Origin of the sequence: Mesorhizobium sp. M0678, from assembly GCF_040320505.1 — a bacterium.
In the GTDB taxonomy this organism is placed as follows: Bacteria; Pseudomonadota; Alphaproteobacteria; order Rhizobiales; family Rhizobiaceae; genus Mesorhizobium.
Genome location: NZ_JAMYPT010000008.1, coordinates 127298 through 154125, shown reverse-complemented (window position 1 = coordinate 154125; position 26828 = coordinate 127298). Strand labels below are relative to the sequence as shown.

The following is a 26828-nucleotide window of genomic DNA, read 5'->3' as shown; positions in this document are numbered from 1 at the left end:
GAGTTGATTCCGGCTTGCGTTGAAGGCGCTGCGCCTCAGCGCTTGAGGTGAATCGTCACCCAGCCCCCGCGGTGCAAGGTGCGGACGTGCCGGAATTTCTGGCCGACATAGGCCGCGATTACCGCATCGCGCTGGCGCTCGAGGATGCCCGACAAAACGATCGAGCCACCGAGCGCGATATGTCCGGCCATTTGCGGCGCCAGACGCATCAGCGGCCGCGCCAATATGTTGGCGACGATCAGGTCGAAGGGCGCACGCGCGGCAAAGATCGGATGATGAAAACCGGGCGCCGCCACCGTTTCAATGAGCCCCTTGACCTGGTTCAGCCGCGCATTGGCGGCGGCCACCTTGACGGCGACCGGGTCGATGTCGGTCGCCAGCACCGGTATATGCGCGAGCCTGGCCGCTGCGATGGCGAGCACCGCGCTGCCGGTGCCAAGGTCGAGCGCGTTGCGCGGATGCTCGCGCTGTATGACCTGCTCCAGCATTTCGAGGCAGCCGGCGGTGGTGCCGTGATGGCCGGTACCGAAGGCAAGGCCGGCCTCGATCTCGATGGCGAGCTCGCCGCTGTGGCGCTTCCTGCGGTCATGCGCGCCATGGACGAAGAAGCGCCCGGCCCGCACCGGCTTCAATCCCTCCAGCGAGCGCGCCACCCAGTCGATGTCGGGCAGCGCTTCGCGCGCTATCGGTTTCGACAGCGACAGTCCGGCAAGGATGTCCCTAAGCCGCGCCTCGACCGCATCGACGTCGTCGTCGGCATAGAGCGATACTTCGTGGATGTCGCGGTCCTCGTCGACCTCGAGCACCGCAATCGGCAGGCCCTCATCGTCGAATGCCGCACCGAGCGCCGCGAAGATGCGATCAGCCTCGATCTTGCCCGCGGTGAAATACAAACGCGTCTGCGTCATTACCGGATATGTCAACCTTCCGCCGCCAGCCGTTTGAGCTTGGCGATGGCGGCATCCGGGCTTTCGCCATAAGCAATGGTGCCGGCGAAATCGCCCTTGGCGTTGAGCAGCAGCACCGAAGCAGTGTGGTCCATCGTGTAGTCGCCGTCGCTCGTGTCGACTTTCTTCCAGTAGATGCCGAAGGACTTGGCCATGGCGTGGACCTTGTCGGGATCGCCTGATATGCCGAGGATGCGATCGGAGAAATTGCTGACATAGGTGTTCATGATTTCGGGCGTATCGCGCTCCGGGTCGACCGTAACGAAATAGGCACGCAGGTTCTTGCCGTCGTCGCCCATCGTCTTCAGCCAGCCGGCCAACTCGAAAAGCGTGGTCGGGCAGACTTCCGGACAGTGCGTGAAGCCGAAGAAGACGACGCTGGGGTGGCCGCGAAACGCGGCTTCGGTGACCGGCGCGCCCTTCTGGTCGACCAGCGTGAACGGTGCTCCGAACGGCTCGCCGCCATAATGTCCGCGGTACCAGTCGAAGGTGAGCCAGCCGATTCCGGCGGCCATCAGGACGAGAATACCGACCAGAATTGAACGCATCATCAGTGAAAGTCCGTCGTTATTCCATCGGGCGCCGGGTTGGCGCCGTGAAGGCCCTGGCTTGGCGAACACTCTTAGCGGTTCGGTCGTGCCGACGCAAAGATGTCGCGTTGCCGCAACCGGCAATCCTGTGGGAGGCGATCTGCTTGCAAAGCGCTGCCGTTCGTCCCACCTGAGGTCGGCAAAATTCGAACCGCAGGAGGCCTCTTTGCGAAAACTGATTGGCGGCGCGTTAGCCGCATGCCTTGTCATTGGCGCCGGCGCGGCCGCCGCCGAGGAAGTCGGCAAGGTCGGCGTCGATTGGCTCGGCAACGATATCATCGTCGAGGCGATCAAGGATCCGAAGGTCGAGGGCGTGACCTGCCACGTCTCCTATTTCGACCGTGGCGTGATCGACCGCCTGCAGAAAGGCAACTGGTTCGAGGACCCGTCCGATTCCTCGATCTCCTGCCGCCAGACCGGGCCGATCACCATTGGCGACATCGACATGAGCGAGGCCGGCGAGGAGGTGTTCAAGCAAGGCATCAGCCTGATCTGGAAAAAGCAGGTGGTGAACCGCATCTACGACAAGGCCAACGAGACCCTGATCTACCTGTCGCATTCACGCCAGGTGCAGGATGGCTCGGCAAAAATGTCGGTCACCACCGTGCCGCTCTACGGCCAGAACGTGGTGTGGACCAGCGGCAAGCCGAAATAGAGACTGAAGGTGCTACAGGGTCCTTGGCGCGTCCAAACGGATGCGCGGCGCTGCACTCGGCTTGCGAGACTATGCGCGCGGGCGTAAAGCGCGCGCATGGACCGTCCCGAACACCTTGTCCTGAAAGATCCCGAGCCGCGCATCCATCCGACGGCGGAGCTGAAGGCGTGCAAGCTTGGACGCTACGCGTCGATCGGCGAGCGGGTCATCCTGCGCGAGGTGACGGTCGGCGACTTTTCCTACTTCGAGCGCCACGCCGAGGCGATCTATACGACGATCGGCAAATTCTGCTCGATCGCCGCCAACAGCCGCATCAATGCGCTGGAGCATCCGGTCGAGCGGCTGACGCAGCACAAGATCAGCTATCGGCCCAACGAGTATTTCCGCTGGCTGGGTGTCGATCAGGCGTTCCGCGACCGGCGGCGGGCGAAAGCCGTCAGCATCGGCCATGATGTCTGGATCGGCCATGGCGCCGTGATCATGCCTGGCGTAGTGATCGGCAACGGCGCGATCGTCGGTGCCAACGCGGTGGTGACGCGCCACGTGCCGGCCTATGCAATCGTCGCCGGCGTTCCGGCCAGGCCAGTGCGGCAGCGCTTCAGCGCGGAAACTGCGGCCCGGATCGAACGGCTTGCCTGGTGGGACTGGCCGCTCGAGAAACTGGCCAGGGCAGTCCCCGACATGCAGGCCTTGCCCATCGAGGCTTTCCTCGACCGCTGGGAAAACGACGCCGCCTGAGTTCGGGCTATCTGCAAGCGGTCCGACGGCCTGCGCGATCTGCTCCTCCAACAATGTACCCGCGACCTTCCGCCGCGAGGGAACCAGGAGCGGCTGCCAACTGTTTCTGCAGACACAATGAACTCGGCTTCCGTCCGGGTTCGTCGCCCGGCTGTTGAGGGAGTTTGAATGATTGAGAAGCTTTTCACCAGGATCGCCAACAACGTCGCCCATTTTGCCGGCCTGCCGCCGACGTTTGCCGTCTGTTTCCTGATCATCGTCGTCTGGGCGGCAAGCGGGCCGATGTTCGGCTTTTCGGACACCTGGCAGCTCGTCATCAACACCGGCACGACGGTCGTCACCTTCCTGATGGTGTTTCTCATCCAGAACACCCAGAACCGCGATGGCGCTGCGATCCAGGCGAAGCTCGACGAATTGATCCGGGTCAGCACAGCCCAGAACACCTTCATCGGTATCGAACACCTGACTGAGACCGAGGTCGAAGAGATCCGCAAGAAATGCGAACAGGCAGCGAAGCGGCATGATCAGAAGCTTGCCGAGTTGGCAGCCGAGAAAGCCATGGCGAAGAAGCGGAACACGAAGAAGCACGCGGCGGCGTGATATAAAGGTCCGGCGCATACCTGCGAAGATCGGATCCGATTCTTTGCTACGGTGATCTTCGGTTCGGGATCATGCGGTGCGTGTCATGAATGCCGCGAAAGCATCTTTGTAGTCCGGGTGCCAGCGCGACAGGGCAGGGCGGTTCTCGATGAGGTCGCCAATCGCCCAGCCCATGCGCTTTTCGTCCATGGACCGGGTCGCCTCGTTATCGGGACACAGGATGTAGAAATCGCCACGCAGTAGCGAGGCCAGCATGAAGTCGATGACCTGCTCGCCGGTCCAGGCGCCGGCCGGCTTTTCGGTCGCACCTTCGGTCAGGCCGGTAAAAGTGAACCCGGGGATAAGCAGATGCGCCGCGACACTGGCGCCCGGCTCGTTGCGCAGCGCGTGCGCCAGGCCTTCGGTATAGGTCTTCACGCCCGCCTTGGAAACGTTGTAGGCGAGGTTGCCGGGCGGCGTGGTGATGCCTTGCTTGGAGCCGGTGTTGACGATCAGGCCCGGCTTTCCCGCCGCCAGCATGCGCGGCGCAAAGGCCTCGACGCCATGGACGACGCCCCAGAAATTGATATCCAGCAGCCGTTTCCAGGCGTCGCGGTTCTCCCACGGCTTGCCGGGATTGTTGCCGACGCCGGCATTGTTCATCAGCAGCGATACGTCGCCGAAGGCGCCGAATGTCCTTTCGGCCAGCCGGTCGAGTTCGTCGGCCTTCGAGACATCGGTGGCGACGGCAAGTACGGCGCTGTCGCCGGCGATGGCGGCGACGGCGCGTCGGGCCTCATCGAGGCGTGCGCCGCCAATATCGACCAACACGATGTTCATGCCCATCGCCGCCAGCCGTTTGGCCGCGGCAAGGCCGATGCCGCTGGCCGCGCCGGTGATGACGGCGACATTGCCGGAGGCAAGTGCGGGCAGGGCGGTCTGGATCTCGGCGTCGGTGGTCATGATTTTCTCCTGTTCTGGCCGCGGCGAACTTAGCGCGGAAAGAGGCTCGCGCAAGCCGGTACCGGCATCTTCGGGTTGACCGCATCGGCGGGCGCTGCGCATGCTGATATCGAAAAAGGAGACCTGACGATTGACCGACTGGATCGAGATCCTGAAAGAACAGACCGCCACCGGCGACCAGATGAGCCGCGAGGTGCCACAAATGCTCGCCAATCCCGACATCAGCGAAGCGCAAGTTATGACGCTGTTTTCGGCGCTCGAAAAACAGGCCGAATTCGTCGAAAAGCTGCGCATGGCGCTGGAAAAATTCGGCCATGATTTTTCAGTGATCAAGGCGGCCGAGCGGCTGGAGGAGCGCTACGCCGACCTTGCCGCTTCGGTAGCGGAAAAGCTGAAAGCAATGCGAGGCTAGACGGGGCCTATTTCTCGATCAGCCGCTCGAAGCGCCTGTCCGGCACGAACCAGATCATCGCCACCAGGACATAGATCGAGACACCGATCCAGTGATTGACGAAGGTCAGCGCGATGGCGGAAAGATAGAGGACCAGCGAGATCTTTCCCTTGAGGTCATTGCCCAACGCCCTGGCGAAGAGAGTCTCGTTGCCGTGCAGTCGATGCAGGGCCATGGTGAGGATGTTGAAGCCGATGGCGCAGAGCGCCAGGTCGACGCCATAGACGGCAACCGGCACCGGCGCGAAATGGTTCTCACCCATGAAGGCTGTCGTCGCCGGCATCAGCGATAGCCAGAACAGCAGGTTGAGGTTCGCCCACAGCACGCGGCCGTCGACCCGCTGCACGGTATGGAACATGTTGTGCAAATTGTTCCAGTAGATGCCGACATTGATGAAGGACAGCACATAGCTGAGGAAGATCGGCCAGAGTGGTGCCAGCGCGGAAAAATCCTCGCCATGCGGCACCTTCAATTCCAGCACCATGATGGTGATGATGATGGCGACCACGCCATCGGTGAATGCCTCGACTCGTCCCTTGCCCATGAATCTCCCCTGACAATCCTCTGACGTTAGAAGAGGATATCACTCGGCGCTATCGGCAAAAGCTGCCCAAGTTGTCAGGAGCAAGCCAAGTTGTCAGGAGCAAGAAGGGGGAGGGGAACGGCTGACGCGAAAACGGCGTTAGAGTGTCAGGTCCCGAATATCACGCTATCAAAGGTCGAAAAATGACCGCTCACGCTCAAGTCATGACGCGCGATTACGAACTCGGCGGCCGCGCTGCAGCGGCCGCCGTGGCCGCCATGATTGCGGCTCTTTTCGCCGGCAGCACGGCGCTGACGCCGCTTTACATCATCTACAAGCAGCTCTTCGGCTTCTCGCAGATCACTTTGACGCTGGTCTACGCCGTCTATGTCATCGGCAATCTGGCGGCGCTGCTGATGTTGGGGCGTGTGTCCGATGTCATCGGGCGCCGTCCAATGGCATTGGCCGGGATAGCGGTGGCCGTCGTCAGCGCGGTGGTTTTCCTGTTCGCCGAAAATGTCGCCTGGCTCGACATCGCCCGAATTCTGAGCGGACTGGGAATCGGCGTCGGCGCGGGCACCGGCACCGCCTGGCTCGCCGAATTGCTCCCGACCGACGACAAGTCACAGGCGGCGACGATTGCCACCAGCACCAATTTTCTCGGCCTCGGCCTCGGTGCGCTGGGGGCCGGGTTGCTCGCCGAATACGCGCCCTGGCCGCTCAGGCTGACATTCGTCGTCTACCTGGCGATGCTCGCGACTGTAACCCTGCTGGTCTGGCGCACGCGGGAAACCGTTTCGCGGCCAGGGAAACTGGCTGACGTTTCGATGCGACCGCGGCTTTCCGTGCCCGATGACATCCGCGCAAGTTTCGTTGCGCCGGCGGTGACCGGCTTTGGCGCAATGGCGCTGGTCGGCTTTTATGCAGCACTCGCACCGAGCATTTTGGCGCAGCAACTGCAGGTAACCAACCATGCCGAAGCCGGCGCTCTGTTCTTTGAATTGGCAATCGTGACGGCCGCCACCATTGTAGCGACAGCACGTCTTTCGAGCCGAGCCGCGATGTTCGCGGCGCTCGCGCTGATGATCCCAACCGTCGCGCTGATTGTTGCGGCGCAGGTCTTCGCCTCGATGGCCATAATGATTGCCGGGACCGCCTTGTGCGGCGTGGCGGCAGCGCTCGGCTATCGCGGCGGCTTGCAAGTGGTGAACGAGATCGCGCCGGCGGACCGGCGCGCCGAAGTCGTCTCGGCCTTCTTCATCTGCTGTTTTTGCGGCAACGCGCTGCCGGTCATCGGCATCGGCGTTCTGTCGACGGTGGCAGGTGCGACCGTGGCAAGCCTGGCCTTTGCCGGCATGATTGTCGTCTTTTCCCTGGTCGCTCTCGGGTTTGGCGCGAAATACGCGCGCTGAGCCGACCTTTCAGCCGTTCGGTGTCTCGGGCGAAAGATGCGCGCGCTGGCGCGGTACGCCGAGGCCGGTATCCGGCGGTTCGCCGGCAGCCGGCCGGCTCTCGATCATGTGCAGGCTGCGCCAGCGGCCGAAGCGATAATAGGCCGCGGCCAGCACGAGCGAGGTTATAGAGCCAGCCGGAAAGCTCCACCACAGAGCTTCCTCGCCGATCACGCTTCGGAAGAAATAGGCGAAGCTGGTGCGCACCAGCAGCACCGAGATCACCAGGATGATCAGCGGCGGCATCACCGCGCCGGTGGCACGCACGGTGGCGAAGAGCACGATGGTGATGCCGAACAGGATGAAGGACCACGATGCGATCTTGTTGATGTGAGTGGCGATCTCGATTGCTGCACTGTCGCTGCCAAGGAAGAGGCTGAGCACCGCGCGATCGAATACGAACAGCAGCGCGACGAGCATGCCGGTGAGCACAAGGTTGAAGCCGACGCCGGAGGTGGCGATGCGTCCAATCCGGTCCCAGCGCCTGGCGCCGACATTTTGCGCCGCCATGGACGACACCGCGGCGCCGATGGCGAGCGCCGGCATTTGGATATAGGTCCAGAGCTGTGCGGCTATGCCGTAGGCAGCTGCAACCTGCGAGCCGTACGAGTTGACCATGCCCATCACCGTCAGCGCCGCAGCCGAAACGACGATCATCTGCAGGCCCATCGGCACGCCCTTGAAGACGACAATGCGCAGCAGCGCCGGGTCCGGCCGCAGCAGAGCGAGATTAGCGCCGGCCAGCCGCAGCGGGTGCTTGCGCGCATAAAGCACGATCAGGATGGCAACCACGCTTACCGTCTGGCCGATCAGCGTCGAGGTGGCCGAGCCGGCGATGCCGAGTTCGGGGAACGGGCCGATGCCGAGGATGAGCAACGGGTTCAAAACGACGTCGAGCACGACGGCCAGCGCCATGAACAGGAAAGGCGTGCGCGAATCGCCGGCGCCGCGCAGCACCGTCATGACGAAGGACAGCAGGTTCATCATCGGCACGGCGAGGAAGATGATGCGCAGATAGGAGCGCGCCAGCGGCAACGCATCGGCCGGCGTGCCGAGCGCATCGAGGATCGCATCGACCCAGATCCAGCCGCAGACCGCGAACACCACCGAGACGAGGAAGAAGAAGGTGGCGCTGGTGCCGACGATGCGCCGGGCTTCGGGCAGATCGCGGGCGCCGACGGATTGCGCGACCAGGATGGTCGCCGCCATGCCGATGCCGAAGACGGTGCCGAGGATGAGAAACAGCACAAGGTTGGCATTGGACGTGGCGGTCAGCGCCGCTTCACCGAGGAAACGGCCGACCCACACGGCATTTATCGAGCCGTTGAGCGACTGCAGCACATTGGAGCCGAGCACCGGCAGGGCAAACAGTAGAAGGGTGCGCGGGATAGGCCCACTGGTGAGGTCGCCGGTCCGCCGGCGCGCGGGCATGTTGTCATCCATGGCAGGCAACTCGGCGAAGGCTTGTCTTGAGTCCGGTCCGCAATGATTGCCGATTTAACGGAACGGGTCGATGCGGCGCTGCAAATTCCGCCTGGCGTGCCTTGATCTAAGCATGTTCTCAAAGCTTCCGGAATCGGATATTGATCACGGACGCGTGGGACCGCATTTCCTGGATCTCAGGGCAAGCCGGGGGGCTCATGTCCGATATTCCGTTGTTTTTTGAGCGCCTGAACCGGCGCGCGTTTCTTGGTGCATCCGCTCTGGGCGCGGCCTCCGTGGCTCTTTCGGCGTGCACCACGACGGACGTGGCAGCGCCGCCAGTGACCGCGGCGCCAAGCGATCCGGCTTTCGGCGATGCCGCAAGCATGTATGCCGCGCGCGTCGATGAGGGCTATCAACTGCCGGCAATCCCGGTAGCCAAGATCGATCCGAAATTCGTTCGCCAAATCGTGTCCGATCCGACCGGAGAAAAACCAGGCACGATCGTCGTCGATATCTCCGAGCACTTCCTCTATCTGGTGAGCGGCGGCGGCAAGGCAATTCGCTATGGCGTCAGCCTCGGCAAGGCCGGTTTCGGATGGACCGGCAGCGCCGTGGTTCAGGCTAGGAAGAAGTGGCCGGTCTGGACGCCGCCGCCGGAAATGATCCAACGCCGGCCGGAACTGGCGAAATACAAGGACGGCATGCCGCCCGGCCCGCAGAGCCCGCTTGGCGCCCGCGCGCTGTATCTCTTCCGCGACGGCAAGGACACGATGTATCGGCTGCACGGCACACCGGAGTGGGATTCCATTGGGAAGAACGCTTCGTCCGGCTGTGTGCGCTTCATGAATCAGGACATTATCGACCTCTACAGCCGCGTCGACGGCGTCGCGCCGGTCTTCGTGCGCCCGAACCTGTCGGCCGCCGGGAAGATCGCCGCCGTGTCGAACAGGACGGCCGAGCCGATCGATGCCGGCGTGCCAAAGGACGCGGAGATGTTGAGGTAAGTGCCTTCGACTGGATCGTCAGTCGCAGGTTTTGCAACGCACCAGGACACCGTCCTTGCGCGGGCGAGCCGCAACTGAAGGGCACGACCGCTCAATCGCGCCAGCTCAGGCGGACGCGTTCCGCGCGTCCGCCTGTATGGGTGCCGCTACTTCTTGGCGAGGCCTGGGAGCGTGACCTGATAGACCAGGAACATGGTGTCGACATCGGCGCCATCCTCGGCCTTGTAGGCCGCGCCTACCTGGAAGCCGTCCTGCGTGAGGAAGTCATTGTCATTGGCGACGAACAGGAAATAGTCGTCGGGCAGTGTTGGATCGAGGACGCTCACCACCGACATCGCCTCCCACTTCTCCGAAAGGTTGTTGCGGTCGTTGGGCGCACCATTGTGCAGCCCGAAGCGGCCGAGCTCGGTCTTGTCGTTGATGTCGATGAACGGCGTCAGCTTGGCCGGCGTCACCGATGGATCGAGCTCACCCTTGGGCGCCAGCGGCTTGTCCTTGTCGAATTCTGTGCCGGCGACATCGGTTGCCGCAGACACATCGACGACGCTGATCTCGCGGTGGAGCGAGGTGTCGCCCTTCAGCCCCTGGCCATTGCCGCTGTCGCGCGCCAGCATCAGGAAGGTCTTGTCCGACAGCGCCACGATTTCGCTCTGCGCGGCGATCTTGGTTTTGCCCTTGGCATCGGTGAACACCGGCAGCGGCACGACATATTCATGCGCGAGCTTGAGCTGGCCGGGATCCGAGGCATCGTAGACCAGCGCGCGCGTGTTCTGACGCGTCGAGGCGGAATCGCCGCCATCCTGCCTTGGGGCCGACTGCAGCACGGCAATCAGGAACTTCCCGTCCGGCGTCAGCGCCATGCCTTCGAGGCCCTGGTTGTTCTGACGGCCGGTTTCGGGATCCTTCGGATCTGGGTCTGCCGCGCCAAGTCCCGGATTGTTGGAAGCAAAGTTTGGCGTCCCGTGACGCATCGGGACAAGCGCCGCCGGCGGCTGCGTTGCCGACATCAGACGCCCATCGGCGGAGAAGCGGTAGATGTTCGGACCGTATTCGTCCGAGATGAACATCGTGCCGTCGGGCAGCCGTGCGATCGCTTCGTTATCGAGCGCGAGCTTGCCGTTGGCTTCGGGCAGGATCGGCATGTCGTCGGTCGCGGCACGCACGCCGTTGAGCGGATCGAGGCCGGTTGCGTCGGCGCCCTTGTCGTCGGTCAAAAGCATGGTGTCGGCAAGCGTCGCCTTGAGGCCCGATTGTTCCTGGCCGGTGGCCGGCACTGCACCCGGCGCGATCGGGGCGAACTCGAGGGCGATCGTGTTGAGGCGCGGGCGGTAATCGGTGGTACCGACGACATTGTAGCCGCGGTCCGGCAACAGCCATAACGAGCCCTTGTAGCCATCGGCGCCATGCGTCCAGCCGGCAGCGTCGATCGACATGCCTGAGCCGGAGCCAAACGTCTCGCCGAACTTGTCCTTCTGGCTGGCCGGGATGCGGCCGACACCGACCATGCCCTTGTTGACGAAGCTGACGCCGCCGACGGTTGCGGCGTTTTCAGCCAAGGCCGGGGTCAAGGCGGTGAACATCGCCAGCGCGACGGCGAGGGACGCGGTTCGGTGCAGGTTTTTCATGGAAATCCTCTTTGTGACAAAGCTGCCGGGGCCCGAAAAAGCGCCGCGTCGCATCAAGGATGCCGCGAAAGCCTTCGGAGAAGCGATCTAGGACGCGAACATGATACTTGCGTGACAGTGCCGCGCTTGCTTGTCCCCCGTGGTTGCAACTGGCCTGGGTATGGCGAACTCGTCGTCGCCGAGCGAGCAATTAACAACTTTACAAATAATCGTTATTATGTAAAGTTATGACAATGAAAGGTCCCCGATGACTGCCTGTCGTTTCGCCACCCGCCTCAATTCCTTTGCCTCGCGGCCACAGTCCGAGTGGCCCGATCTTGTCGGCAAACCGTCCATGCTGCAGATGGCGGCACGTGCGGCGAAGGTTGCGGAGTTGACCGATCTCGACCTCAACTTCCCCGACCATGTCGGCGAAAAACCTACGGAAATGGCGCGCAAACTCAGCGACATCGGGCTTTCCATCAATGGTTTCGCCATGCGCTACTACTCCAATCCGGCTTTCAAGCTCGGTGCCTTCACCAATCCAGATCCTTCCGTTCGCCGCGAAGCCATCGACCTGACCAAGGCCGGCATCGACGCCATCCGCGAGGCGGGCGCCGGCCTGATGACGCTGTGGCTCGGGCAGGATGGCTTCGATTATGCTTTCCAGGCCGATTATGCGACGCTCTGGCAACACGAAATCGATGGAATTCGTGAAGTTGCGGCGCATGACCCCGATTGCCAGATCAGCCTTGAATACAAACCCAACGAGCCGCGCTCTTACAGCCTGATGCCCGATGCGGCGACGACGTTGCTGGCGATCCGCGAGATCGGCCTGCCCAATCTCGGCGTGACGCTCGATTTCGCCCATGTGCTCTACGCCGACGAGCAGCCGGCTTTCGCCGCTGCGCTGGTGGCGCGACACAGCAAGCTGCTCGGCGTGCATCTCAACGACGGCTACGCCAAGCGCGACGACGGCTTGATGGTCGGGGCCGTGCATACGCTGCAGACGATCGAGCTGCTCAGGCAGATCCGTCGAGACGGCTATGCCGGCGCCATCTACTTCGACACGTTCCCCGACATGACCGGGCTCGACCCGGTCCACGAATGCGAAGTCAACATCGCGACTGTCAAGCGCATGCTGCGCGTCGTCGATCGGCTGGAAAAGGACAATCGCCTGTCCACTGCCGTCGACCGTCAGGACGCGGTCGCCTCGCAGGCCATCATCCAGGAAGCCATGCTCGGGCCGGACAGCTGAAGCTCCGGCGCCATCGCCGTTTTCAACCAGGGAGGAAAGACCATGAAATTTCTGCTTGCCACCGCCACCGCTGCCCTGATGGCGCTGTCTATAGGCTCGTCGTTTTCCGCGGACCTCGCGCCGCTCAATTCCGACACCGAGAAGGATCGCATCGACTGGTCGCAGGTCGAGGCCAAGTTCGGGGCTTTCCCCAAGCTGCCCGAGGGCACCAAGGCGGGTGCGGTCTCCAAGACGCTGACCAACGAATACTGGCGTTCGCTGGGAGAGGGCTACAAATCGTTCGGCGACCGCACCGGCGTGCCCGTGGTCTACCAGGCGGCGCAGAGCGAGGGCGACCAGCTCGGCCAGCTCACCATCGCCGAAGGCCTGGTCACGCAAGGCTACAACGTGCTGCTCGTTTCGCCGCAGACCGACTCCAACCTGCAGCCGATCATGGAACAGGCCAAGGCCGCCAATGTGCCGGTGGTCAACGTCAACGACGCGGTCATCCCGCAGGCCGAGCACTATGTCGGCAATGTCCAGCGCGACAACGGCGTGCGCGTCGCCAAATGGTTCATCAAGAATCGGCCGGACGGCGGCAAGGTCGCCATCGTCGAAGGCCAGGCCGGCGTCTACGCCGCCGTCCAGCGTACCGACGGTTTCAAGACCACGGTCACCGAGGCCGGCAAGTTCGAGGTCGTCGCCAGCGTCCCCGGCAACTGGGATCGCCAGACCTCCTACGACGCTGCCACCAACATCCTGCAGCAGCACCCCGACCTGATCGGCTTCTATGCCAACAATGACGGCATGGCGCTGGGCATCGTCGAGGCGGTCAAGGCTGCCGGGCTGCAGGACAAGGTCGCCGTGTTCGGCACCGACGGCATCTCCGACGCCTATGCCTCGATCCGCGCCGGCGAGCTGACCGGCACCGTCGATTCGTTCCCGGTGCTGACCGGCGAGGTGGCGCTGGAATCGGCGCTGCGACTGGTGGCCGGGCAGAAGCTGCCGCGCGTCGTCGCCACGCCGCAGGCGCTGATCACCAAGGACAATGCCGACCGCTACTCTGGCGCCGGCGACGCCGTGCGCAAGGCGCTGCTCGAGGACGCGGCAGCGGGCCAGTAGAGCAGGGCCGGCAGGTGCCGGCCTTGGGTCGGCACCTTGCCTGGAGAACCGAAGCAATGTCAGTCATCTCCCGGCTGCAATTCGAGGGCATTTCCAAGGTGTTTCCGGCCGTGCGGGCGCTGAGCGATGTGTCCTTTTCGGTCGGCGCCGGCGAAATCCATGGGCTGCTCGGTGAAAACGGCGCCGGCAAGTCGACGCTGCTGCGCATCCTGTCAGGCGTCTACCGGCCGACGGCGGGAAGCGTGCTTATTGACGGCAAACCGGTGACGCTGAACAACCCGGTCGCGGCGCGCGCCGCCGGCGTGGCGATGATCCATCAGGAGTTACAGCAGGTGCCACGCCTCAGCGTCGCCCAGAACATGTTTCTCGGCCATCCGTTGACGCGCGGCGGCGTCTTCGTCGCACGGGGCGAGCAGGAAAGCCGCGCTGCGGAAGCCCTGGCCGCCATCGACCCGACCATCGATCCGGCAGCCCCGCTTGGCTCGCTGAAGGTGGCGCAGCGGCAGATCGTCGAGATCGCCCGGGCGCTGCTCGACCGCGCCAGGATCGTGGCGATGGACGAGCCGACGTCGAGCCTCACGCCGAGCGAGTTCGAACGGCTGGCGGAAGTCATTGCCGGTCTGGCACGCGACGGTGTCGCCGTCGTTTATGTCTCGCACAAGCTGGACGAGGTGTTCGGCATCTGCGAGCGCGCCACTGTCATGCGCGACGGCGTTGTGGTCGAAACCGTCGATCTCGCGCAGGTGTCGGAAAAGGCCGTCGTTTCGATGATGGTCGGCCGCGAGCTTGCCCAGGAACAACACCGCTCGCATGCTTCCCCCGAGGTCAGGCTGAGCTTGCGTGGCCTCGCCTCGGCAACCAAGGTCCGTGACGTTTCGTTCGACCTGCATCGCGGCGAGGTGCTGGGCGTTGCCGGCCTGGTCGGCTCGGGCCGCACCGAACTGCTGCGGCTCCTGGCCGGCGCCGACCGGGCCTCATCAGGCGCAATAGAGATCGACGGCAAGGCGGTAAAGCTTTCCAGTCCGCGCGACGCCATCGCGGCCGGCATCGGCCTGGTGCCGGAGGAGCGCAAGCGCGAAGGCATCGTGCCGCTGCGGTCGATCTCCAGCAACATGGCGCTGGCCTCGATGGGCGTGTTCGCGCCGCGCGGCGTCATCGATCACAAAAGGCTGAAACGGGTCGCAGCCGAGAAGATGAAGCGGGTCAATCTCAGGCCGTTCCTGCTCGACCGGCCGATCCGCCTGTTCAGCGGCGGCAACCAGCAGAAAGCGATCATCGGCCGCTGGCTGGCGGCGGGAACGCGGATCCTTCTATTCGACGAGCCGACGCGCGGCATCGATGTCGGCGCCAAGGCGGAGATCTACCACCTGATCGAGGAACTCGCCGCCGAAGGCCATTCGGTAATCGTCGTGTCGTCCGAACTCCCCGAGGTGATCCGGCTCGCCGACCGCGTGCTGGTCATGCGCGACGGCACGGTCGCCGCCGAACTGGGCCGTGCAAGTCTCAGCGAACAGGCGATCGCCGCGCACGCCATACCCCAAACGGAGATTGAGGCCGGCAAGGCGCAAGGCCATCGGGCCGGTGCATAACGGACAGGACCAGCGGATGACCGATATAATCGAACACACAGCAGCGCGCCCAAGGGCAGATCTCCTGCACCGGTTTTCCGTGCGCGACGCCGGCACGCTGATCGGACTGGTGGTGATCCTCGCCGTCTTCGGTGCACTGGTCCCCGGCTTCTTTGCCGAGCGCAATCTGATCAACATCCTGCAGCAATCGAGCATCAATGCCTGCCTGGCGTTGGGCATGACGCTGGTCATCATCTCGGGCGGCATCGATCTGTCCGTCGGGCCGACGGCAGCCCTTTCGGCGGTCATCTCGGCCTCGATGCTGGTTGCCGGTGTGCCGTTTCCGCTGGCCATCGCCGCCGGCTTCGCCATCGGCCTTGCCTGCGGACTGCTCAACGGCGTGCTGGTCGCCTATGTCGGGCTGCAGCCCTTCATCGTCACGCTGGGAACGCTCAGCACCTACCGGGCGCTGGCGCTGATCTATACCGGCGGCAATCCGGTGCTCGGCCTGCCTGCCGGCTTCCGTGCCATCTTCAACGGCTCGCTGTTCGGATTGCCGTTGGCGGTCATCATCGTGGCGGTGGTCGCGCTGATTGCCTGGATCATCCTCAAGAAGACGCCGTTCGGCGAATATCTGCTCGCCGTCGGCGGCAATGAGGAGGCGGCCTACATAGCCGGCGTGCCGATCGCCCGCACCAAGATCGCCGCCTATATGATCTCGGGCCTGCTGGCAGCGCTTGCAGCGCAGATCCTGATCGGCCGGCTGGGTGCGGCCGAACCCATTCTGGGCAATCTCTGGGAGCTCGACGCCATAGCAGCGGCGGCGATCGGCGGCGCCTCGCTGATGGGCGGCAAGGGCAGCGTCGTCGGCACCATCCTGGGTGCCGTCATTCTTGGCAGCATGCGCAACGGCCTGACGCTGATGAACGTGCAGTCCTTCTATCAGCTCCTGGCAACTGGCCTTATAATCCTCGCCGCGATGCTTATCGATCGCGTGACGAGGGGACGTGGATGACCTTGACCGGGCTGGACCTGAAAGCAGTAGGACCGCGCATTCGCATGATGATGCCGCATCTGACGCCGCTCGAGGCGAAGGTGGTTGAAACGGTCTTCGGACGGCGCGGCTTCGACGAGACCATACCGCTCAAGCAGATCGCCGAGGAGGCCGGTGTCTCGGAGGCGATGGTGGTCAAGATCGCCAAGAAGCTGGGTTTTTCCGGCTATCGCGACTTTCGCACGGCGGTCTATGAATACAGCCGCCTGCCGACCGCCGAGATGCATCAGGAGCTGTCGGTGGACGACAGTTCGGCCGAGATCGTGCAGAAGGTGTTCCGCACCTCCATCCAGGCGCTGGAGGAGACGCTGGCCATCCTCGACATGGACGATTTCGACCGTGCCGCCGATCTGCTTTACCGCGCCAGGAATCGCGATTTCTACGGCGTCGGCGGCTCGGCGCAGATCGCACGCGACGTTTCGCACAAATTCCTGCGCATCGGCATCCGCACCTCTGTCTACGACGATTCGCACATGATGCTAATGTCCGCCTCGCTGCTCGGCGCCGACGACATCGCCGTCGGCTTTTCGCATTCCGGCAATACCAGCGCCGTCATCGACGCCATCCAGCTTGCGCGCAAAAGCGGCGCGCGCACGCTGGCCATCACCAACTATGACAACTCGCCATTGGCAGCCGTCGCCGACATCGTGCTCTGCTCGACCGCGCAAGGCTCGCCGTTGATGGGTGAGAACGCAGCGGCGCGCATTGCCCAGCTCAACATCCTCGACGCGCTGTTCGTGGCGGTCGCGCAACGCGACTACCAGGCGGCGGAGCGCAATCTCGGCCGCACCATGTCTGCGGTGACGTCGAAACGGAAAGATAAGGGCACATGACGGCTTCCCCGCCGCTGGTGACCGTATTCGGCAGTCTGCATTACGATATCATGGTCGAAGCCCCCGATCGCCCACGCAAGGGCGAAACGGTCACCGGCCATGCCTGGCATCCAAAATGCGGCGGCAAGGGCGGCAACCAGGCGGTGTCGGCAGCGCGGGCCGGCGTGCGTGCGGCAATGATCGGCGCTGTCGGCGACGATGATTTCGGCCGCGCGCTTCTCGACAATCTCGATCGCAACGGCGTCGACCAGCGCTTCGTGGGAGTGGCTGCGGGCGCCGGCTCGGGCATGAGCGTAGCGATCTTCGACGACAGCGGCGACTATGGCGCGGTAATCGTCTCGGGCAGCAATCTCACTCTCGGCGAAAAGGACATTACTGAGGCGGCCGAGCTGATCGCGCAAACGGCGGTTCTGCTGCTGCAAAACGAGGTACCGGAAGGCGCCAACATTGCCGCGGCGCGGGCGGTGAAGGCGCATTGCGGCTGCGTCGTCCTCAACGCGGCACCCGCGCGAAAGCTGTCAGCCGAACTGGTCGCACTCACCGATATCGTCATCGTCAATGCCATCGAGGCGGAATTCCTGGCCGGCGTTGCGGTCGTCGACACGCTCGAGGGGGCTGCGAAGGCGGCCGGTATGCTCGTCGGTTCCTATCCGGCCGCGATCGTCACGGCAGGCGGCGAGGGCGTTGCCTATCGCGACCGTGGCGGCCAGGCGTTCGCACTGCCTGCGATGCCGGTGAAGGTCATCAGCACCCACGGTGCCGGCGATGAATTCGTTGGGGCCTTCGCGGCTGGGCTTGCGCGTGGGCAGCCCGTCGAGGCGGCACTTGCCGCCGCCAATGCCGCCGCTGCCTCGCTGGTCGCAACGCCAGAGCGCGGGCGCGGGGGTCTTGATCAATCTGAGCCTGCTCAGTGACCGCCGCGATTCAATCGCTGTCGCGCGCGATCAGTTCCAGCGGCCAGACTTCACGGATGATGCGTGCGCCTTCGGCGCCGGCGTAAGCCGGGATCGATGCCAGCAGCATTTCGGCCAACCGCTCGCCCATCGGCTCAAGCGCCGGGCGGAAGCCGGTCAGCGCCGGCGAAAAATAGCGGCAGAGCGGCGTGTCGACGATGACGATCACCGCAACGTCGTGGCCGGGCCTGATGCCCGCCTCGGCCAGAGCCTTGCAGCCGCCAAGCGCCATCGCGTCGTTGTTGAAGATGATGGCCGTCGGCGGGTCCTTGGAGTGCATGACCTTCGGCGTCACCGCGTAGCCGCCGGCCTCGTTGATGAAGCCGTCGGCGATCAACTCGAGGTCGAATTCGATGCCGTGCCGCCGCAACGCCTTGCGATAGCCGGCGAGGAACAGATAGCCGAAATTGAGGTCGAGCGACGGGCGGATGGCGGCGATGCGGCGGTGACCGCGCGCGACGAGACGATCGACCGCGTCAGCCCCGGCTTTTTCGAAATCGAGGTCGAGCGAGGGATAGGAATCGCCGCCGGAGCGGCTGCGGCCGAGCGTCGCGAACGGGAAACCGGCCTGGGTCAGATAGTCGATGCGCTCGTCCTCGCGCCGCGTCCAGGCCAGCACCACGGCATCGGCCCGCCGCGTCTCGACGACACGGCGCAGGCGCTCCTGCTGATAGTCGCCCGGCGCGCCCATCACCACGATCAGGTCGAGTGCGCTTTCGGCGAGCTTGGCCTGCAACCCGGTCAGGAACGGAATGAAGAACGGCTCGCCATATTCCTGGTCGCCCGGATGAGGCTGCAGCATGAAGGCGATCGAATGGGTGGCGCCGCGCCGCAGGCTGCGGCCGGACTGGTTCGGCGAATAATTCAGCTTCTTGGCCGCATCGAGCACGCGCTGGCGTGTGTCGGCATTGACGTCGGCGCGGCCGTTGAGTGCGCGCGACACCGTGCCGATCGAAATGTTCAGGTGACGTGCAAGGTCGTGAATACTGGACGCCAAAGGACAGTTCTCCCCCTTGCTTGGCTAGCACCGGCCGCTCTTCAGGCCAAGCCGGCATCACGTTTTTCGCTATCGGCCAATTGACATTCTACGCCATCGGGTGTGTTCTCGTAAACGTTTACGGAAGAACGTTTGCGGCCCTGCCGTGAACGCCGTGACGATCGGTCTGGAGGGGCCGAGAGGGAGGAGTGCTGGATGATCAATGTCGTCCTGGTCGGCTGCGGCGCGATGAGCAAAGCCTGGCTCGATGCAGCCAAGCAGATCGACGGGCTCGCCATTGTCGGCCTGGTTGATCTCGACGCCGAAAGGGCGCGGGCAAGGGCGCGCGAATACGAGCTTTCCGGCGCCGTCATCGGAACCGACCTCGACGCCGTGCTCGACCAGACCAGGCCCGACGCGGTGTTCGACGTGGTGGTTCCCGCCGCCCGCCGCGAGGTCGCGCTTTCCGCCTTTGCCCACCATTGCCATCTCTTGACCGAAAAGCCGCTGGCCGACAGCCCGGACAATGCGCGTGCTATTGTCGAGGCGGCCCGCAGCGCCGGCCGCATCCATGCCGTCGTGCAGAACCGCCGCTATGTCGCCAACGTCAGGCGCATCCGGCGCTTTCTCGATTCCGGCGCCATTGGTGCGCCAACCAGCATCCACGCCGATTTCTTCGTTGCGCCGCATTTCGGCGGTTTTCGCGAAGAGATGCGCCATGTGCTGCTGCTCGATATGGCGATCCACACATTCGATGCAGCCCGCTACATGGTGGCCGGCGAACCGGCCGGCGTCTATTGCCAGGAGTGGGAGCCGGCCAACTCCTGGTATCGGCAAGGGTCGTCGGCAACCGCAAGCTTCGACCTCGGCGGCGGCAAGCTGTTCACCTATGCCGGCAGCTGGTGCGCGGCCGGCTTCCGTACCAGCTGGGACAGTACATGGCGGATCGTCGCCGAGCGCGGCAGCATTGTCTGGGACGGCGCGGACGGGTTGAAGGCGGAAGTCGTGCGGCCGGTCCGTGAAGGCCTGTTCGACCGCACCGAACCGATAGCCGTGCCGCCGCTCGACCCGGCAGATCGCGTCGGCGGCCATCTCGGCATCATCCAGGATTTCGTCCGCGCCGCCGAGACCGGCACCGCGCCGGAGACGCGCGGCGCCGACAACATCAAGAGCCTGTCCATGGTTTTCGCTGCGATCGAGAGCGCCGAAACCGGGCGCCGGGTCGCTATCGCCTCACAGGAAGGATCATGATGCCAAACCCGCTGCTCGACATCAGGATCGGCACCATGGTGCGCGCCAACCTCGACGACCCGGCCGCCTATGTCAGGCAGATCCTGCCGCTCGGATTCGAGAGCATCCAGCCGTTCTTCTGGCAGACGCTGGGCGGCAAGGACATTCCGCGGCTGGCGGGCGAGATCCGCGAGGCGATCGGCGATGCCGATGTCATCGTCTCGTCGATCGGCGTGTTCGGCAATCCGCTGGAGAGCGGCGAGATCGATCGCGGCGTGCTCGAGGCGTGGGAAACGATCATCGACAACGCGCATCTGTTCGGCACCAATGTGGTCAGCGGCTTCACCGGTCGCATCCGAGGCAAGCCGCTGCCCGACAGCCTGCCGCGCTTCCGCGAGGTCTGGGGGAAGCTGGCAAAGCGGGCCGCCGACAAGGGCGTGCGCATCGCCTTCGAGAACTGCGCGATGGACGGCAACTGGGCCAGCGGCGACTGGAACATCGCCCACAATCCGGACGCCTGGGAGCTGATGTTCAACGAATTGCCGGACGACAATCTCGGCCTGGAGTGGGAGCCCTGCCACCAGCTGGTCTATCTGATCGATCCGATCCCGCAGATCCGCAAATGGGCGCAGCGTATCTTCCACGTCCACGGCAAGGACGCGACGGTGCGCTGGGACGTGATCCGCGAACATGGCGTGTTCGGCCGCCTGCCGTTCGTGCAGATGCGCACCCCTGGCTTCGGCGATAGCGACTGGACGCGGGTGATCAGCGAGCTGCGGCTGGTCGGCTACAAGGGCGCCATCGACATCGAGGGCTGGCACGACCCGGTCTATCGCGGCGATCTCGAGATCACCGGCCAGGCGCGTGCGCTGGATTATCTCCAACAATGCCGGGGAGGCGCGAGCTACCTGCCGAACCCGGTGTGAGAAGTTTCGGCCGGCGGGAGGTGCCGGCCAGCGAAAGATTGCGGCGCAATGCCGAAGCGATCGTCGAAACCCCTCGGCTAGCGAGGGAACAAAGGGAGGATAAGTGCATGAGCATTACGATGAGAAGGACAGTTCTGCGCTCGACCGTCGCGGCAGCCGCGATGGCGCTCGCCGCCGCACTCTCGACCTTGCCGGCGCAGGCGCTCGATGCCCAGTGGTGCAAGGATGTCCATATCCGTTTCTTCGTCGGCGGGGCGGAGGGCGATGCCTTCGGCACGATCGTCTATAATGGCGCCAAGCAGGCGGCGGCCGATCTCGGGCCGAAAGTCGACTACATCTTTTCCCAGTGGGATGTCGAGAAGATGGTGCAGCAATTGCGCGAGGCTGTCGCGGTCAAGCCCCAAGGCATCGCCATGATGGGCCACCCCGGCGACGCCGCGATCATGCCGTTGGCCGAACAGGCGCACAAGGACGGCATCAAGATAATGTACCAGAACGTGCCGGTGCCGACGGTCACGGCGGCGTTCGGCGGCGGCTATGTCGGTGCCCAGCAGGAGCAGCAGGGCCGCGCGCTTGGCGCCGAGGCGGTCAAGCTGGCCGGGCTCAAGGCCGGCGACAAGGCAATCATGATCGGCCCGTTCGAGAACGAGAGCCGCGGCGCGCGAGAACGCGGCACTGTCGCTGCCCTCAAGGAAGCGGGCGTCGAGGTCATACAACTCTCCTCGCCACCGAGCGGCGAATGGGCTTCCGACCCAAATCTGGCCCTTCCGGTGATCACCGCGGCACTGCTCAACAATCCCGACGTCAAGGCGGTTGGCTATCCCGGCGGACAGATGCTGGGCAACGTCCCGACTTACATGCAGGCGGCGGGCAGGAAGCCGGGCGATATCTTCAACTTCGGCTTCGACACCAGCCCGCAGATCGTCGAGGGCTTCAAGGGCGGCTGGGTGCAGCTGACGGCCGACCAGCAGCCGTTCCTGCAAGGCTATCTGCCGATCCTCAGCCTCTGCCAGCAGGTAGTGCTCGGCCTTGCGCCGATGAATGTCGATACCGGCGCCGGCTTCGTCACGCCGCAGAATTACGAGATCGTCGCCGAGCTCGCCAAGCAGGCGTTGCGCTGACCTCCCAAGCCGTCGGCCGGGATCGAGCCCGGCCGGCGGGACCGCCGGCGAAAAGGCCGGCACGCGACATCAAGCGAGGATCGCCATGGCCGAACGCATCATCGAACTGCGCGACATCAGCAAGTCCTACGGCCAGGTCTATGCGCTGGGCGGGGTCAATCTCAGCGTCGATCGCGGCGAGGTGGTCGGTCTGATCGGCGACAATGGCGCCGGCAAGTCGACGCTGATCAAGATCCTGTCCGGCGTGGTCAAACCGACCAGCGGCGAGATTCTCGTCCGCGGCAAGCCGGTGACCGGATGGAGCCCTGCGCGCTCGCGCGACGCCGGCATCGAAACGGTGTTCCAGGACCGGGCGCTCGCCGTGCAGCAGACGATCGTGCGCAATATCTTCATGGGCCGCGAGCTCACCGGCTGGCTTGGCTGGCTGAAGGTCAACAAGGAGATTGCGGAGGCGAGCCGGCTGATGCGCGAGATCGGCTTCACCTCGAAAGTGTTCACGCCACAGTCGATCGTCGGCCAGCTCTCGGGCGGCGAACGCCAGGGCGTGGCGATCGCGCGGGCCATCTATAAGAAGGCGGAGCTGATAGTCCTCGACGAACCGACGACCGCGCTATCGCTGACCGAGACCGCCAAGGTCTTCCACTTCGTGCGCCAGGTGCGGGCGAGCGGTCGCTCGATCCTGTTCATCGGCCACAACATCCACCACGTCTTCGATATCGCCGATCGCTTCGTGGTGCTGGACCGCGGCAAGGTCGCGCTCAGCGCCGACCGCAGCGAGGTCAAATCGGCCGAGGACCTGATCAATTTCATGGAAGACGTCGCCCACCCCAGCGGATTGCCGGGGTTGCACGACGCGGGCGATGCGGAGAGGGCGGCACGATGAGCAAGACCATGGAACCCGATCTGCAGAGCCCCCTCGGCGGCACGCATAATGAGGCCGCCGGGAAAGAGTGGAGACACCCGTCCGACAACTGGCTGCGCGGGTTCATCCTCGACAACCGCGCCGCGCTCGGCACGCTTGCCGTGTTCATCGTCATGATGGCGGTGTTCATGATCGCCAACCCGATCGTGTTCACCACCTGGTATCTTTACAGCTCCGTGCTGACCACGCTGCCGGTGGCGCTGTTCGTGGTGGTGCCGCTGGTCTTCGTCGTCACCTGCGGCGAGATCGACCTGTCGTTTCCGGCGACGATGGGCTTTGCCTCATGGGTCTTCGCGCTGGTCGTGCAGGCCGGCTACGACCCGTTCCTCGGCATCGCCGCCGCAATGGTCACCGGCATGCTGCTCGGCTTCCTGGTCGGCTCGCTGGTCGTCTATGGCGGGCTGTCGTCGCTGATCGCCACGCTCGGCATGAACTTCCTGCTGCGCGGCCTGATCCAGATCATCAACGAGGGCAGGTCGACGGCGCTGACCGGCCTTGCCGACAGCTGGGCCTACAAGATCTTCTCCAGCCAGGTTTACGGCATTCCGGTGCAGATCTTCTGGGCCATCGCCTTCGTCGTGCTGTCGGCGCTGCTCTACAACCGCCATCGCTTCGGCGCGCAGGTCAAGGTGGTCGGCGACAATCCCGACAGCGCCCAGCAGATGGGTATCGACGTCAAGCGCGTCAGGGTGAAGGTGTTCGTCTTCGTCGGCATCGGCGCGGCAATCGCCGGCACGTTCTCGGTGATGATCAACTTCACCTGGTGGCCGACGGCGGGCGACGGATACCTGCTGCCGGTGCTGGCATCGGTGTTCGTCGGCGGCACTCCGACCTGGGGCGGCATCGGCACCGTCGTCGGCGGCGCGATCGGCGCGGTCACCGTCTCCTTCATCCAGACCGGCGTCGTCGCGGCGGGCCTGAGCGGCTTCTACGTCCAGTTCTTCAACGGCCTGATCATCATCCTGTCGCTGCTCGGCCATAAGTGGAACCAGGCGCGGTATCGGTGACCGGCGACCTCAAACCCCCGTCACAAACCCGTCCAGCACGCGTTTCTGGCCGGCTTTGTCGAAGTCGATGGTCAGCTTGTTGCCTTCGATGGCCGAGATGTTGCCGTTGCCGAATTTCTGGTGGAAGACGCGGTCGCCGACGCTGAAGGGGGACGGCGTGTCGGCGACGGATTTGGCGACCAGCTCGCCGTCGATGGTGCGGCCCTTGACCGAGGTGCGGCCGGCGCCGTAGCCGGAGTCGGTTTCGCCATAGCCGATGCGCTCGACCTGGTGGCCGGAGCGCGTGCCCCAATTGCGGTCGGTGGCCTCGGTGCGGTTCGTTTGGGCGCGTTGCCAGCCCGGCGTCGCATAGGTGCTGGAGAAAGCGCCGGATTTCTCGGCGCCGTTGTTGCCGCCGATGTTGTCGAAGCGCGATGCTCCATAGGGGTTCTGCCTGCCCGCCCCTTGGCCACCGCGACCGGAGGCGAACGAGCCGCCGCCATAGGCATTGCCGTAGCCGCCATAGGAGTTGCCGCTCTCGGAAACTTCGACATGAGCTTCCGGCAGTTCGTCGAGGAAGCGCGACGGGATGGTCGATTGCCAGAGGCCGTGGATGCGGCGGTTGGAGACGAACCAGATGTGCAGGTTCTTCTTGGCGCGGGTCAGGCCGACATAGGCGAGGCGGCGTTCCTCCTCCAGCCCTGAGCGGCCGCCCTCGTCCAGCGCGCGCTGATGCGGGAACAGCCCTTCCTCCCAGCCAGGGAGAAAAACCGTCTCGAATTCGAGGCCCTTGGCCGAATGCAGCGTCATGATGTTGACCGCGTCGAGCTCGGCATTCTGCTCGGCGTCCATGACGAGTGCGACGTGTTCGAGGAAGGAGCGCAGCGATTCGTACTCCTCCATGGAGCGGATCAACTCCTTGAGGTTCTCCAGCCGGCCGGGTGCTTCGACCGAGCGGTCGTTCTTCCACATGTCGGTGTAGCCGCTCTCCTCCAGAATGGTCTCGGCGAGCTCGGTGTGCGGGGTGGTTTCCAGCGCCTTCTGCCAGCGCTCGAAATTGGCCGCGACCTCGCGCAGCGCGGCGCGCGGCTTCGGCTTCAGCTCGTCGCTTTCGGCAAGTTTTGCCGCCGCCTCCAGCATCGGGATGCGCAGCGCCCGTGCGGTGTCGTGGATCTGGCGGATGGTGGCCTCGCCAAGGCCGCGCTTCGGCACGTTGACGATGCGCTCGAAGGCGAGGTCGTCGGCGCCTTGTGCGACGACGCGGAAGAAGGCCAACGCATCGCGGATTTCGAGGCGCTCGTAGAAGCGCGGGCCGCCGATGACGCGGTAGTTGAGGCCGAGCGTGACGAAGCGGTCCTCGAATTCGCGCATCTGGAAGGACGCGCGGACGAGGATCGCCATGTCGTTGAGATTGTGCTTCTGGCGCTGATAAGCCTCGATGGTCTCGCCGACGGCGCGGGCCTCCTCTTCGGAATCCCAGGCGGCGTGGACATGCACCTTCTCGTCGTCCTCGGCGATCTTTTCGGTGAACAGCGTCTTGCCGAAGCGGCCCTCATTGTGGGCGATGAGGTGGGAGGCGGTGCCGAGGATGTGCGCGGTCGAGCGATAGTTGCGCTCCAGCCGGATGATGGTGGCGCCGGGAAAATCCTTGTCGAAGCGCAGGATGTTGTCGACCTCGGCGCCGCGCCAGCCATAGATCGACTGGTCGTCGTCGCCGACGCAGCAGATATTTACGGTGGACAGGCGCGGGCTTCCCTCCCCCTTGAGGGGAGGGTGGCCGGGCGAAGCCCGGTCGGGTGGGGTCCGTGCGGCAGTGCTTGACCTACCGGCGGCAGTGCTCGACGCTCTAGCGGTGCCTTCTGCGGCAACCCCCTCCGCCCGCTTCGCGGGCACCTCCCCCTCAAGGGGGGAGGATTGCGGCCGCTGTGCCAGCAGCCGCAGCCACATGTACTGGGCGGTGTTGGTGTCCTGATATTCGTCGACGAGGATGTAGCGGAAGCGCTTGTGGTATTCCTTCAGCACGTCCGGATTGGCGCGGAAGATGCGGATCGGATGGCACAGGAGATCGCCGAAGTCGCAAGCGTTCAGCGTTTTCAGCCGCTCCTGATAGGCCTTGTAGAGCTCGCGGCCCTTGCCGTTGGCGAAGGCACGGGCATCGCCCTCGGGGATGTCGGCAGGACCGAGGCCCTTGTTCTTCCAGCCGTCGATCATCTGGGCGAACTGCTTGGCCGGCCAGCGCTTGTCGTCCAGCCCTTCGGCCTGGATAAGCTGCTTGATCAGGCGCACGACATCATCCGTGTCGAGAATGGTGAAGTCGGATTTGAGCCCGGCCAGCTCGGCATGTCTGCGCAGCAGCTTCACTCCAATCGAGTGGAAGGTGCCGAGCCACGGCATGCCCTCGACATTGCCTTCACCGATCAACAGGCCGATGCGCTGCTTCATCTCGCGCGCCGCCTTGTTGGTGAAGGTGACGGCGAGGATCTGCGAGGGGAAAGCCTTGCCGGTGGCAAGGATGTGGGCGATGCGGGTGGTCAGGACGCGCGTTTTGCCGGTGCCGGCGCCGGCCAGCACCAGCACCGGGCCTTCGGTGGTTTCCACCGCCAGCCGCTGCTCGGGGTTGAGGCCGTTGAGATAATCGGGCGCGTTGTTCTGGTTGCTGCGGGCAGCCATGGCGCGCGCGGCAATGCCCGACGGGGCCGCGGGCCGCGCGTTCGGTTCGTCAAAAAAGGGCATGTCTTCCGAAAAGCCGGACATCTCCCCCCGAATGTAGTGATTCGGCAGCGAAAGGCCAGAAGTGTCTCCGTTTTGTTCTCTGTCCAGTCGGTAGACTCACAATCTGAATGGGTCCGCTAACCAAAACGCCGGGCTTGCTGAGGGTCGGCACCGTAAAACGCCGAGCTTGCTTGACAGGGGAAGCGGGCCGGAGAAAGTTGCGTGGGGGCAGGAACGCAATGCGGGGTTGCCCATGGA

25 protein-coding genes are annotated in these 26828 nt (G+C 64.3%); 17 read left to right on the top strand and 8 right to left on the bottom strand.

Annotation, left to right across the window (positions count from 1 at the left end; genetic code table 11):
* Positions 1 to 35: 35 nt before the first annotated feature.
* Together NKI29_RS16965 and NKI29_RS16960 are read right to left on the bottom strand one after the other, a co-directional pair.
* Positions 36 to 908, bottom strand: a complete 873-nt coding sequence (locus NKI29_RS16965; RefSeq protein WP_352570474.1) for a 50S ribosomal protein L11 methyltransferase — start codon at positions 906 to 908, stop codon at positions 36 to 38.
* An 11-nt stretch (positions 909 to 919) separates the two neighbouring features.
* On the bottom strand, positions 920 to 1498 hold the full coding sequence (locus NKI29_RS16960) for an SCO family protein (protein WP_352570473.1): 579 nt from the start codon (positions 1496 to 1498) through the stop codon (positions 920 to 922).
* Between the two features lie 205 nt (positions 1499 to 1703).
* Here NKI29_RS16960 and NKI29_RS16955 point away from each other — a divergent pair, with 205 nt between their 5' ends.
* The 3 genes from NKI29_RS16955 (at position 1704) to NKI29_RS16945 (ending at position 3530) form a co-directional block, all read left to right on the top strand.
* Complete coding sequence (locus tag NKI29_RS16955) at positions 1704 to 2192, top strand: CreA family protein (RefSeq protein WP_023676745.1); 489 nt, start codon at positions 1704 to 1706, stop codon at positions 2190 to 2192.
* A gap of 96 nt (positions 2193 to 2288) precedes the next feature.
* Positions 2289 to 2930, top strand: a complete 642-nt coding sequence (locus NKI29_RS16950) for a DapH/DapD/GlmU-related protein (RefSeq protein WP_352570472.1) — start codon at positions 2289 to 2291, stop codon at positions 2928 to 2930.
* A gap of 168 nt (positions 2931 to 3098) precedes the next feature.
* Positions 3099 to 3530, top strand: coding sequence for a low affinity iron permease family protein (locus NKI29_RS16945; protein ID WP_031211766.1), 432 nt, complete (start codon positions 3099 to 3101; stop codon positions 3528 to 3530).
* Between the two features lie 69 nt (positions 3531 to 3599).
* On the opposite strand, the gene NKI29_RS16940 is transcribed toward NKI29_RS16945, so the two are convergent.
* Positions 3600 to 4472, bottom strand: a complete 873-nt coding sequence (locus tag NKI29_RS16940; protein WP_023676742.1) for an SDR family NAD(P)-dependent oxidoreductase — start codon at positions 4470 to 4472, stop codon at positions 3600 to 3602.
* Positions 4473 to 4602: 130 nt separating this feature from the next.
* Between NKI29_RS16940 and NKI29_RS16935 the strand changes: the two genes are divergently transcribed.
* Positions 4603 to 4884, top strand: coding sequence for a hypothetical protein (locus NKI29_RS16935; protein WP_023676741.1), 282 nt, complete (start codon positions 4603 to 4605; stop codon positions 4882 to 4884).
* 7 nt (positions 4885 to 4891) lie between these two features.
* Here the strand turns inward: NKI29_RS16935 and NKI29_RS16930 are convergent, their stop codons facing one another.
* Complete coding sequence (locus NKI29_RS16930; RefSeq protein ID WP_023676740.1) at positions 4892 to 5467, bottom strand: TMEM175 family protein; 576 nt, start codon at positions 5465 to 5467, stop codon at positions 4892 to 4894.
* Between the two features lie 182 nt (positions 5468 to 5649).
* On the opposite strand from NKI29_RS16930, the gene NKI29_RS16925 reads away from it, so the two are divergent.
* Complete coding sequence (locus NKI29_RS16925) at positions 5650 to 6858, top strand: MFS transporter (protein WP_352796744.1); 1209 nt, start codon at positions 5650 to 5652, stop codon at positions 6856 to 6858.
* A 9-nt stretch (positions 6859 to 6867) separates the two neighbouring features.
* Here the strand turns inward: NKI29_RS16925 and NKI29_RS16920 are convergent, their stop codons facing one another.
* Positions 6868 to 8340 carry an MATE family efflux transporter gene (locus tag NKI29_RS16920; RefSeq protein ID WP_352570470.1) on the bottom strand — a complete coding sequence of 491 codons (1473 nt, stop codon included), beginning with the start codon at positions 8338 to 8340 and terminating at the stop codon, positions 6868 to 6870.
* A 197-nt stretch (positions 8341 to 8537) separates the two neighbouring features.
* On the opposite strand from NKI29_RS16920, the gene NKI29_RS16915 reads away from it, so the two are divergent.
* Positions 8538 to 9326 carry a L,D-transpeptidase gene (locus NKI29_RS16915; RefSeq protein WP_352570469.1) on the top strand — a complete coding sequence of 263 codons (789 nt, stop codon included), beginning with the start codon at positions 8538 to 8540 and terminating at the stop codon, positions 9324 to 9326.
* A 146-nt stretch (positions 9327 to 9472) separates the two neighbouring features.
* On the opposite strand, the gene NKI29_RS16910 is transcribed toward NKI29_RS16915, so the two are convergent.
* Positions 9473 to 10951: an esterase-like activity of phytase family protein gene (locus NKI29_RS16910; protein ID WP_352570468.1), complete on the bottom strand. Its 1479-nt coding sequence runs from the start codon at positions 10949 to 10951 to the stop codon at positions 9473 to 9475.
* Between the two features lie 247 nt (positions 10952 to 11198).
* Here NKI29_RS16910 and NKI29_RS16905 point away from each other — a divergent pair, with 247 nt between their 5' ends.
* From NKI29_RS16905 to NKI29_RS16880, 6 genes are read left to right on the top strand one after another with little or no spacing between them, the layout of a single operon-like run.
* A complete protein-coding gene (locus NKI29_RS16905; RefSeq protein WP_352570467.1) occupies positions 11199 to 12188 on the top strand; it encodes a TIM barrel protein in 990 nt (329 codons plus the stop codon).
* 42 nt (positions 12189 to 12230) lie between these two features.
* Positions 12231 to 13289, top strand: a complete 1059-nt coding sequence (locus tag NKI29_RS16900) for a sugar ABC transporter substrate-binding protein (RefSeq protein WP_352570466.1) — start codon at positions 12231 to 12233, stop codon at positions 13287 to 13289.
* Between the two features lie 56 nt (positions 13290 to 13345).
* Complete coding sequence (locus NKI29_RS16895; protein WP_352570465.1) at positions 13346 to 14878, top strand: sugar ABC transporter ATP-binding protein; 1533 nt, start codon at positions 13346 to 13348, stop codon at positions 14876 to 14878.
* A gap of 16 nt (positions 14879 to 14894) precedes the next feature.
* On the top strand, positions 14895 to 15872 hold the full coding sequence (locus tag NKI29_RS16890) for an ABC transporter permease (RefSeq protein WP_352570464.1): 978 nt from the start codon (positions 14895 to 14897) through the stop codon (positions 15870 to 15872).
* On the top strand, positions 15869 to 16744 hold the full coding sequence (locus NKI29_RS16885; protein ID WP_023676730.1) for a MurR/RpiR family transcriptional regulator: 876 nt from the start codon (positions 15869 to 15871) through the stop codon (positions 16742 to 16744). Before NKI29_RS16890 ends, NKI29_RS16885 begins: the two co-directional genes overlap by 4 nt.
* Positions 16741 to 17658, top strand: coding sequence for a ribokinase (locus tag NKI29_RS16880; protein ID WP_352570463.1), 918 nt, complete (start codon positions 16741 to 16743; stop codon positions 17656 to 17658). Before NKI29_RS16885 ends, NKI29_RS16880 begins: the two co-directional genes overlap by 4 nt.
* 10 nt (positions 17659 to 17668) lie before the next feature.
* On the opposite strand, the gene NKI29_RS16875 is transcribed toward NKI29_RS16880, so the two are convergent.
* Entirely contained in the window at positions 17669 to 18694 is a 1026-nt protein-coding gene (locus tag NKI29_RS16875; RefSeq protein WP_352570462.1) for a LacI family DNA-binding transcriptional regulator, read from the bottom strand.
* Positions 18695 to 18889: 195 nt separating this feature from the next.
* Between NKI29_RS16875 and NKI29_RS16870 the strand changes: the two genes are divergently transcribed.
* The 5 genes from NKI29_RS16870 (at position 18890) to NKI29_RS16850 (ending at position 23879) form a co-directional block, all read left to right on the top strand.
* Positions 18890 to 19924 carry a Gfo/Idh/MocA family protein gene (locus NKI29_RS16870; RefSeq protein WP_352456540.1) on the top strand — a complete coding sequence of 345 codons (1035 nt, stop codon included), beginning with the start codon at positions 18890 to 18892 and terminating at the stop codon, positions 19922 to 19924.
* Positions 19924 to 20829 carry a sugar phosphate isomerase/epimerase family protein gene (locus NKI29_RS16865; protein ID WP_502896708.1) on the top strand — a complete coding sequence of 302 codons (906 nt, stop codon included), beginning with the start codon at positions 19924 to 19926 and terminating at the stop codon, positions 20827 to 20829. Before NKI29_RS16870 ends, NKI29_RS16865 begins: the two co-directional genes overlap by 1 nt.
* A 107-nt stretch (positions 20830 to 20936) precedes the next feature.
* On the top strand, positions 20937 to 21950 hold the full coding sequence (locus tag NKI29_RS16860) for a substrate-binding domain-containing protein (RefSeq protein ID WP_352456538.1): 1014 nt from the start codon (positions 20937 to 20939) through the stop codon (positions 21948 to 21950).
* An 85-nt stretch (positions 21951 to 22035) separates the two neighbouring features.
* Positions 22036 to 22833, top strand: a complete 798-nt coding sequence (locus tag NKI29_RS16855) for an ATP-binding cassette domain-containing protein (protein WP_352456537.1) — start codon at positions 22036 to 22038, stop codon at positions 22831 to 22833.
* Complete coding sequence (locus NKI29_RS16850; RefSeq protein WP_352456536.1) at positions 22830 to 23879, top strand: ABC transporter permease; 1050 nt, start codon at positions 22830 to 22832, stop codon at positions 23877 to 23879. The genes NKI29_RS16855 and NKI29_RS16850 overlap by 4 nt, the downstream gene beginning before the upstream one ends.
* A 9-nt stretch (positions 23880 to 23888) precedes the next feature.
* Here NKI29_RS16850 and NKI29_RS16845 read toward each other — a convergent pair whose 3' ends face one another.
* Positions 23889 to 26612 (bottom strand): ATP-dependent helicase, encoded by a 2724-nt coding sequence (locus tag NKI29_RS16845; RefSeq protein WP_352796743.1) that lies wholly within the window; start codon positions 26610 to 26612, stop codon positions 23889 to 23891.
* Positions 26613 to 26828 lie beyond the last annotated feature (216 nt).

Coding starts and splice junctions, on each gene's coding strand:
- NKI29_RS16965 (WP_352570474.1), bottom strand. CDS start 908: ATGACGCAGACGCGTTTGTATTTCACCGCGGGCAAGATCGAGGCTGAT.
- NKI29_RS16960 (WP_352570473.1), bottom strand. CDS start 1,498: ATGATGCGTTCAATTCTGGTCGGTATTCTCGTCCTGATGGCCGCCGGA.
- NKI29_RS16950 (WP_352570472.1), top strand. CDS start 2,289: ATGGACCGTCCCGAACACCTTGTCCTGAAAGATCCCGAGCCGCGCATC.
- NKI29_RS16945 (WP_031211766.1), top strand. CDS start 3,099: ATGATTGAGAAGCTTTTCACCAGGATCGCCAACAACGTCGCCCATTTT.
- NKI29_RS16940 (WP_023676742.1), bottom strand. CDS start 4,472: ATGACCACCGACGCCGAGATCCAGACCGCCCTGCCCGCACTTGCCTCC.
- NKI29_RS16930 (WP_023676740.1), bottom strand. CDS start 5,467: ATGGGCAAGGGACGAGTCGAGGCATTCACCGATGGCGTGGTCGCCATC.
- NKI29_RS16925 (WP_352796744.1), top strand. CDS start 5,650: ATGACCGCTCACGCTCAAGTCATGACGCGCGATTACGAACTCGGCGGC.
- NKI29_RS16920 (WP_352570470.1), bottom strand. CDS start 8,340: ATGGATGACAACATGCCCGCGCGCCGGCGGACCGGCGACCTCACCAGT.
- NKI29_RS16915 (WP_352570469.1), top strand. CDS start 8,538: ATGTCCGATATTCCGTTGTTTTTTGAGCGCCTGAACCGGCGCGCGTTT.
- NKI29_RS16910 (WP_352570468.1), bottom strand. CDS start 10,951: ATGAAAAACCTGCACCGAACCGCGTCCCTCGCCGTCGCGCTGGCGATG.
- NKI29_RS16905 (WP_352570467.1), top strand. CDS start 11,199: ATGACTGCCTGTCGTTTCGCCACCCGCCTCAATTCCTTTGCCTCGCGG.
- NKI29_RS16900 (WP_352570466.1), top strand. CDS start 12,231: ATGAAATTTCTGCTTGCCACCGCCACCGCTGCCCTGATGGCGCTGTCT.
- NKI29_RS16895 (WP_352570465.1), top strand. CDS start 13,346: ATGTCAGTCATCTCCCGGCTGCAATTCGAGGGCATTTCCAAGGTGTTT.
- NKI29_RS16890 (WP_352570464.1), top strand. CDS start 14,895: ATGACCGATATAATCGAACACACAGCAGCGCGCCCAAGGGCAGATCTC.
- NKI29_RS16885 (WP_023676730.1), top strand. CDS start 15,869: ATGACCTTGACCGGGCTGGACCTGAAAGCAGTAGGACCGCGCATTCGC.
- NKI29_RS16880 (WP_352570463.1), top strand. CDS start 16,741: ATGACGGCTTCCCCGCCGCTGGTGACCGTATTCGGCAGTCTGCATTAC.
- NKI29_RS16870 (WP_352456540.1), top strand. CDS start 18,890: ATGATCAATGTCGTCCTGGTCGGCTGCGGCGCGATGAGCAAAGCCTGG.
- NKI29_RS16865 (WP_502896708.1), top strand. CDS start 19,924: ATGCCAAACCCGCTGCTCGACATCAGGATCGGCACCATGGTGCGCGCC.
- NKI29_RS16860 (WP_352456538.1), top strand. CDS start 20,937: ATGAGCATTACGATGAGAAGGACAGTTCTGCGCTCGACCGTCGCGGCA.
- NKI29_RS16855 (WP_352456537.1), top strand. CDS start 22,036: ATGGCCGAACGCATCATCGAACTGCGCGACATCAGCAAGTCCTACGGC.
- NKI29_RS16850 (WP_352456536.1), top strand. CDS start 22,830: ATGAGCAAGACCATGGAACCCGATCTGCAGAGCCCCCTCGGCGGCACG.
- NKI29_RS16845 (WP_352796743.1), bottom strand. CDS start 26,612: ATGTCCGGCTTTTCGGAAGACATGCCCTTTTTTGACGAACCGAACGCG.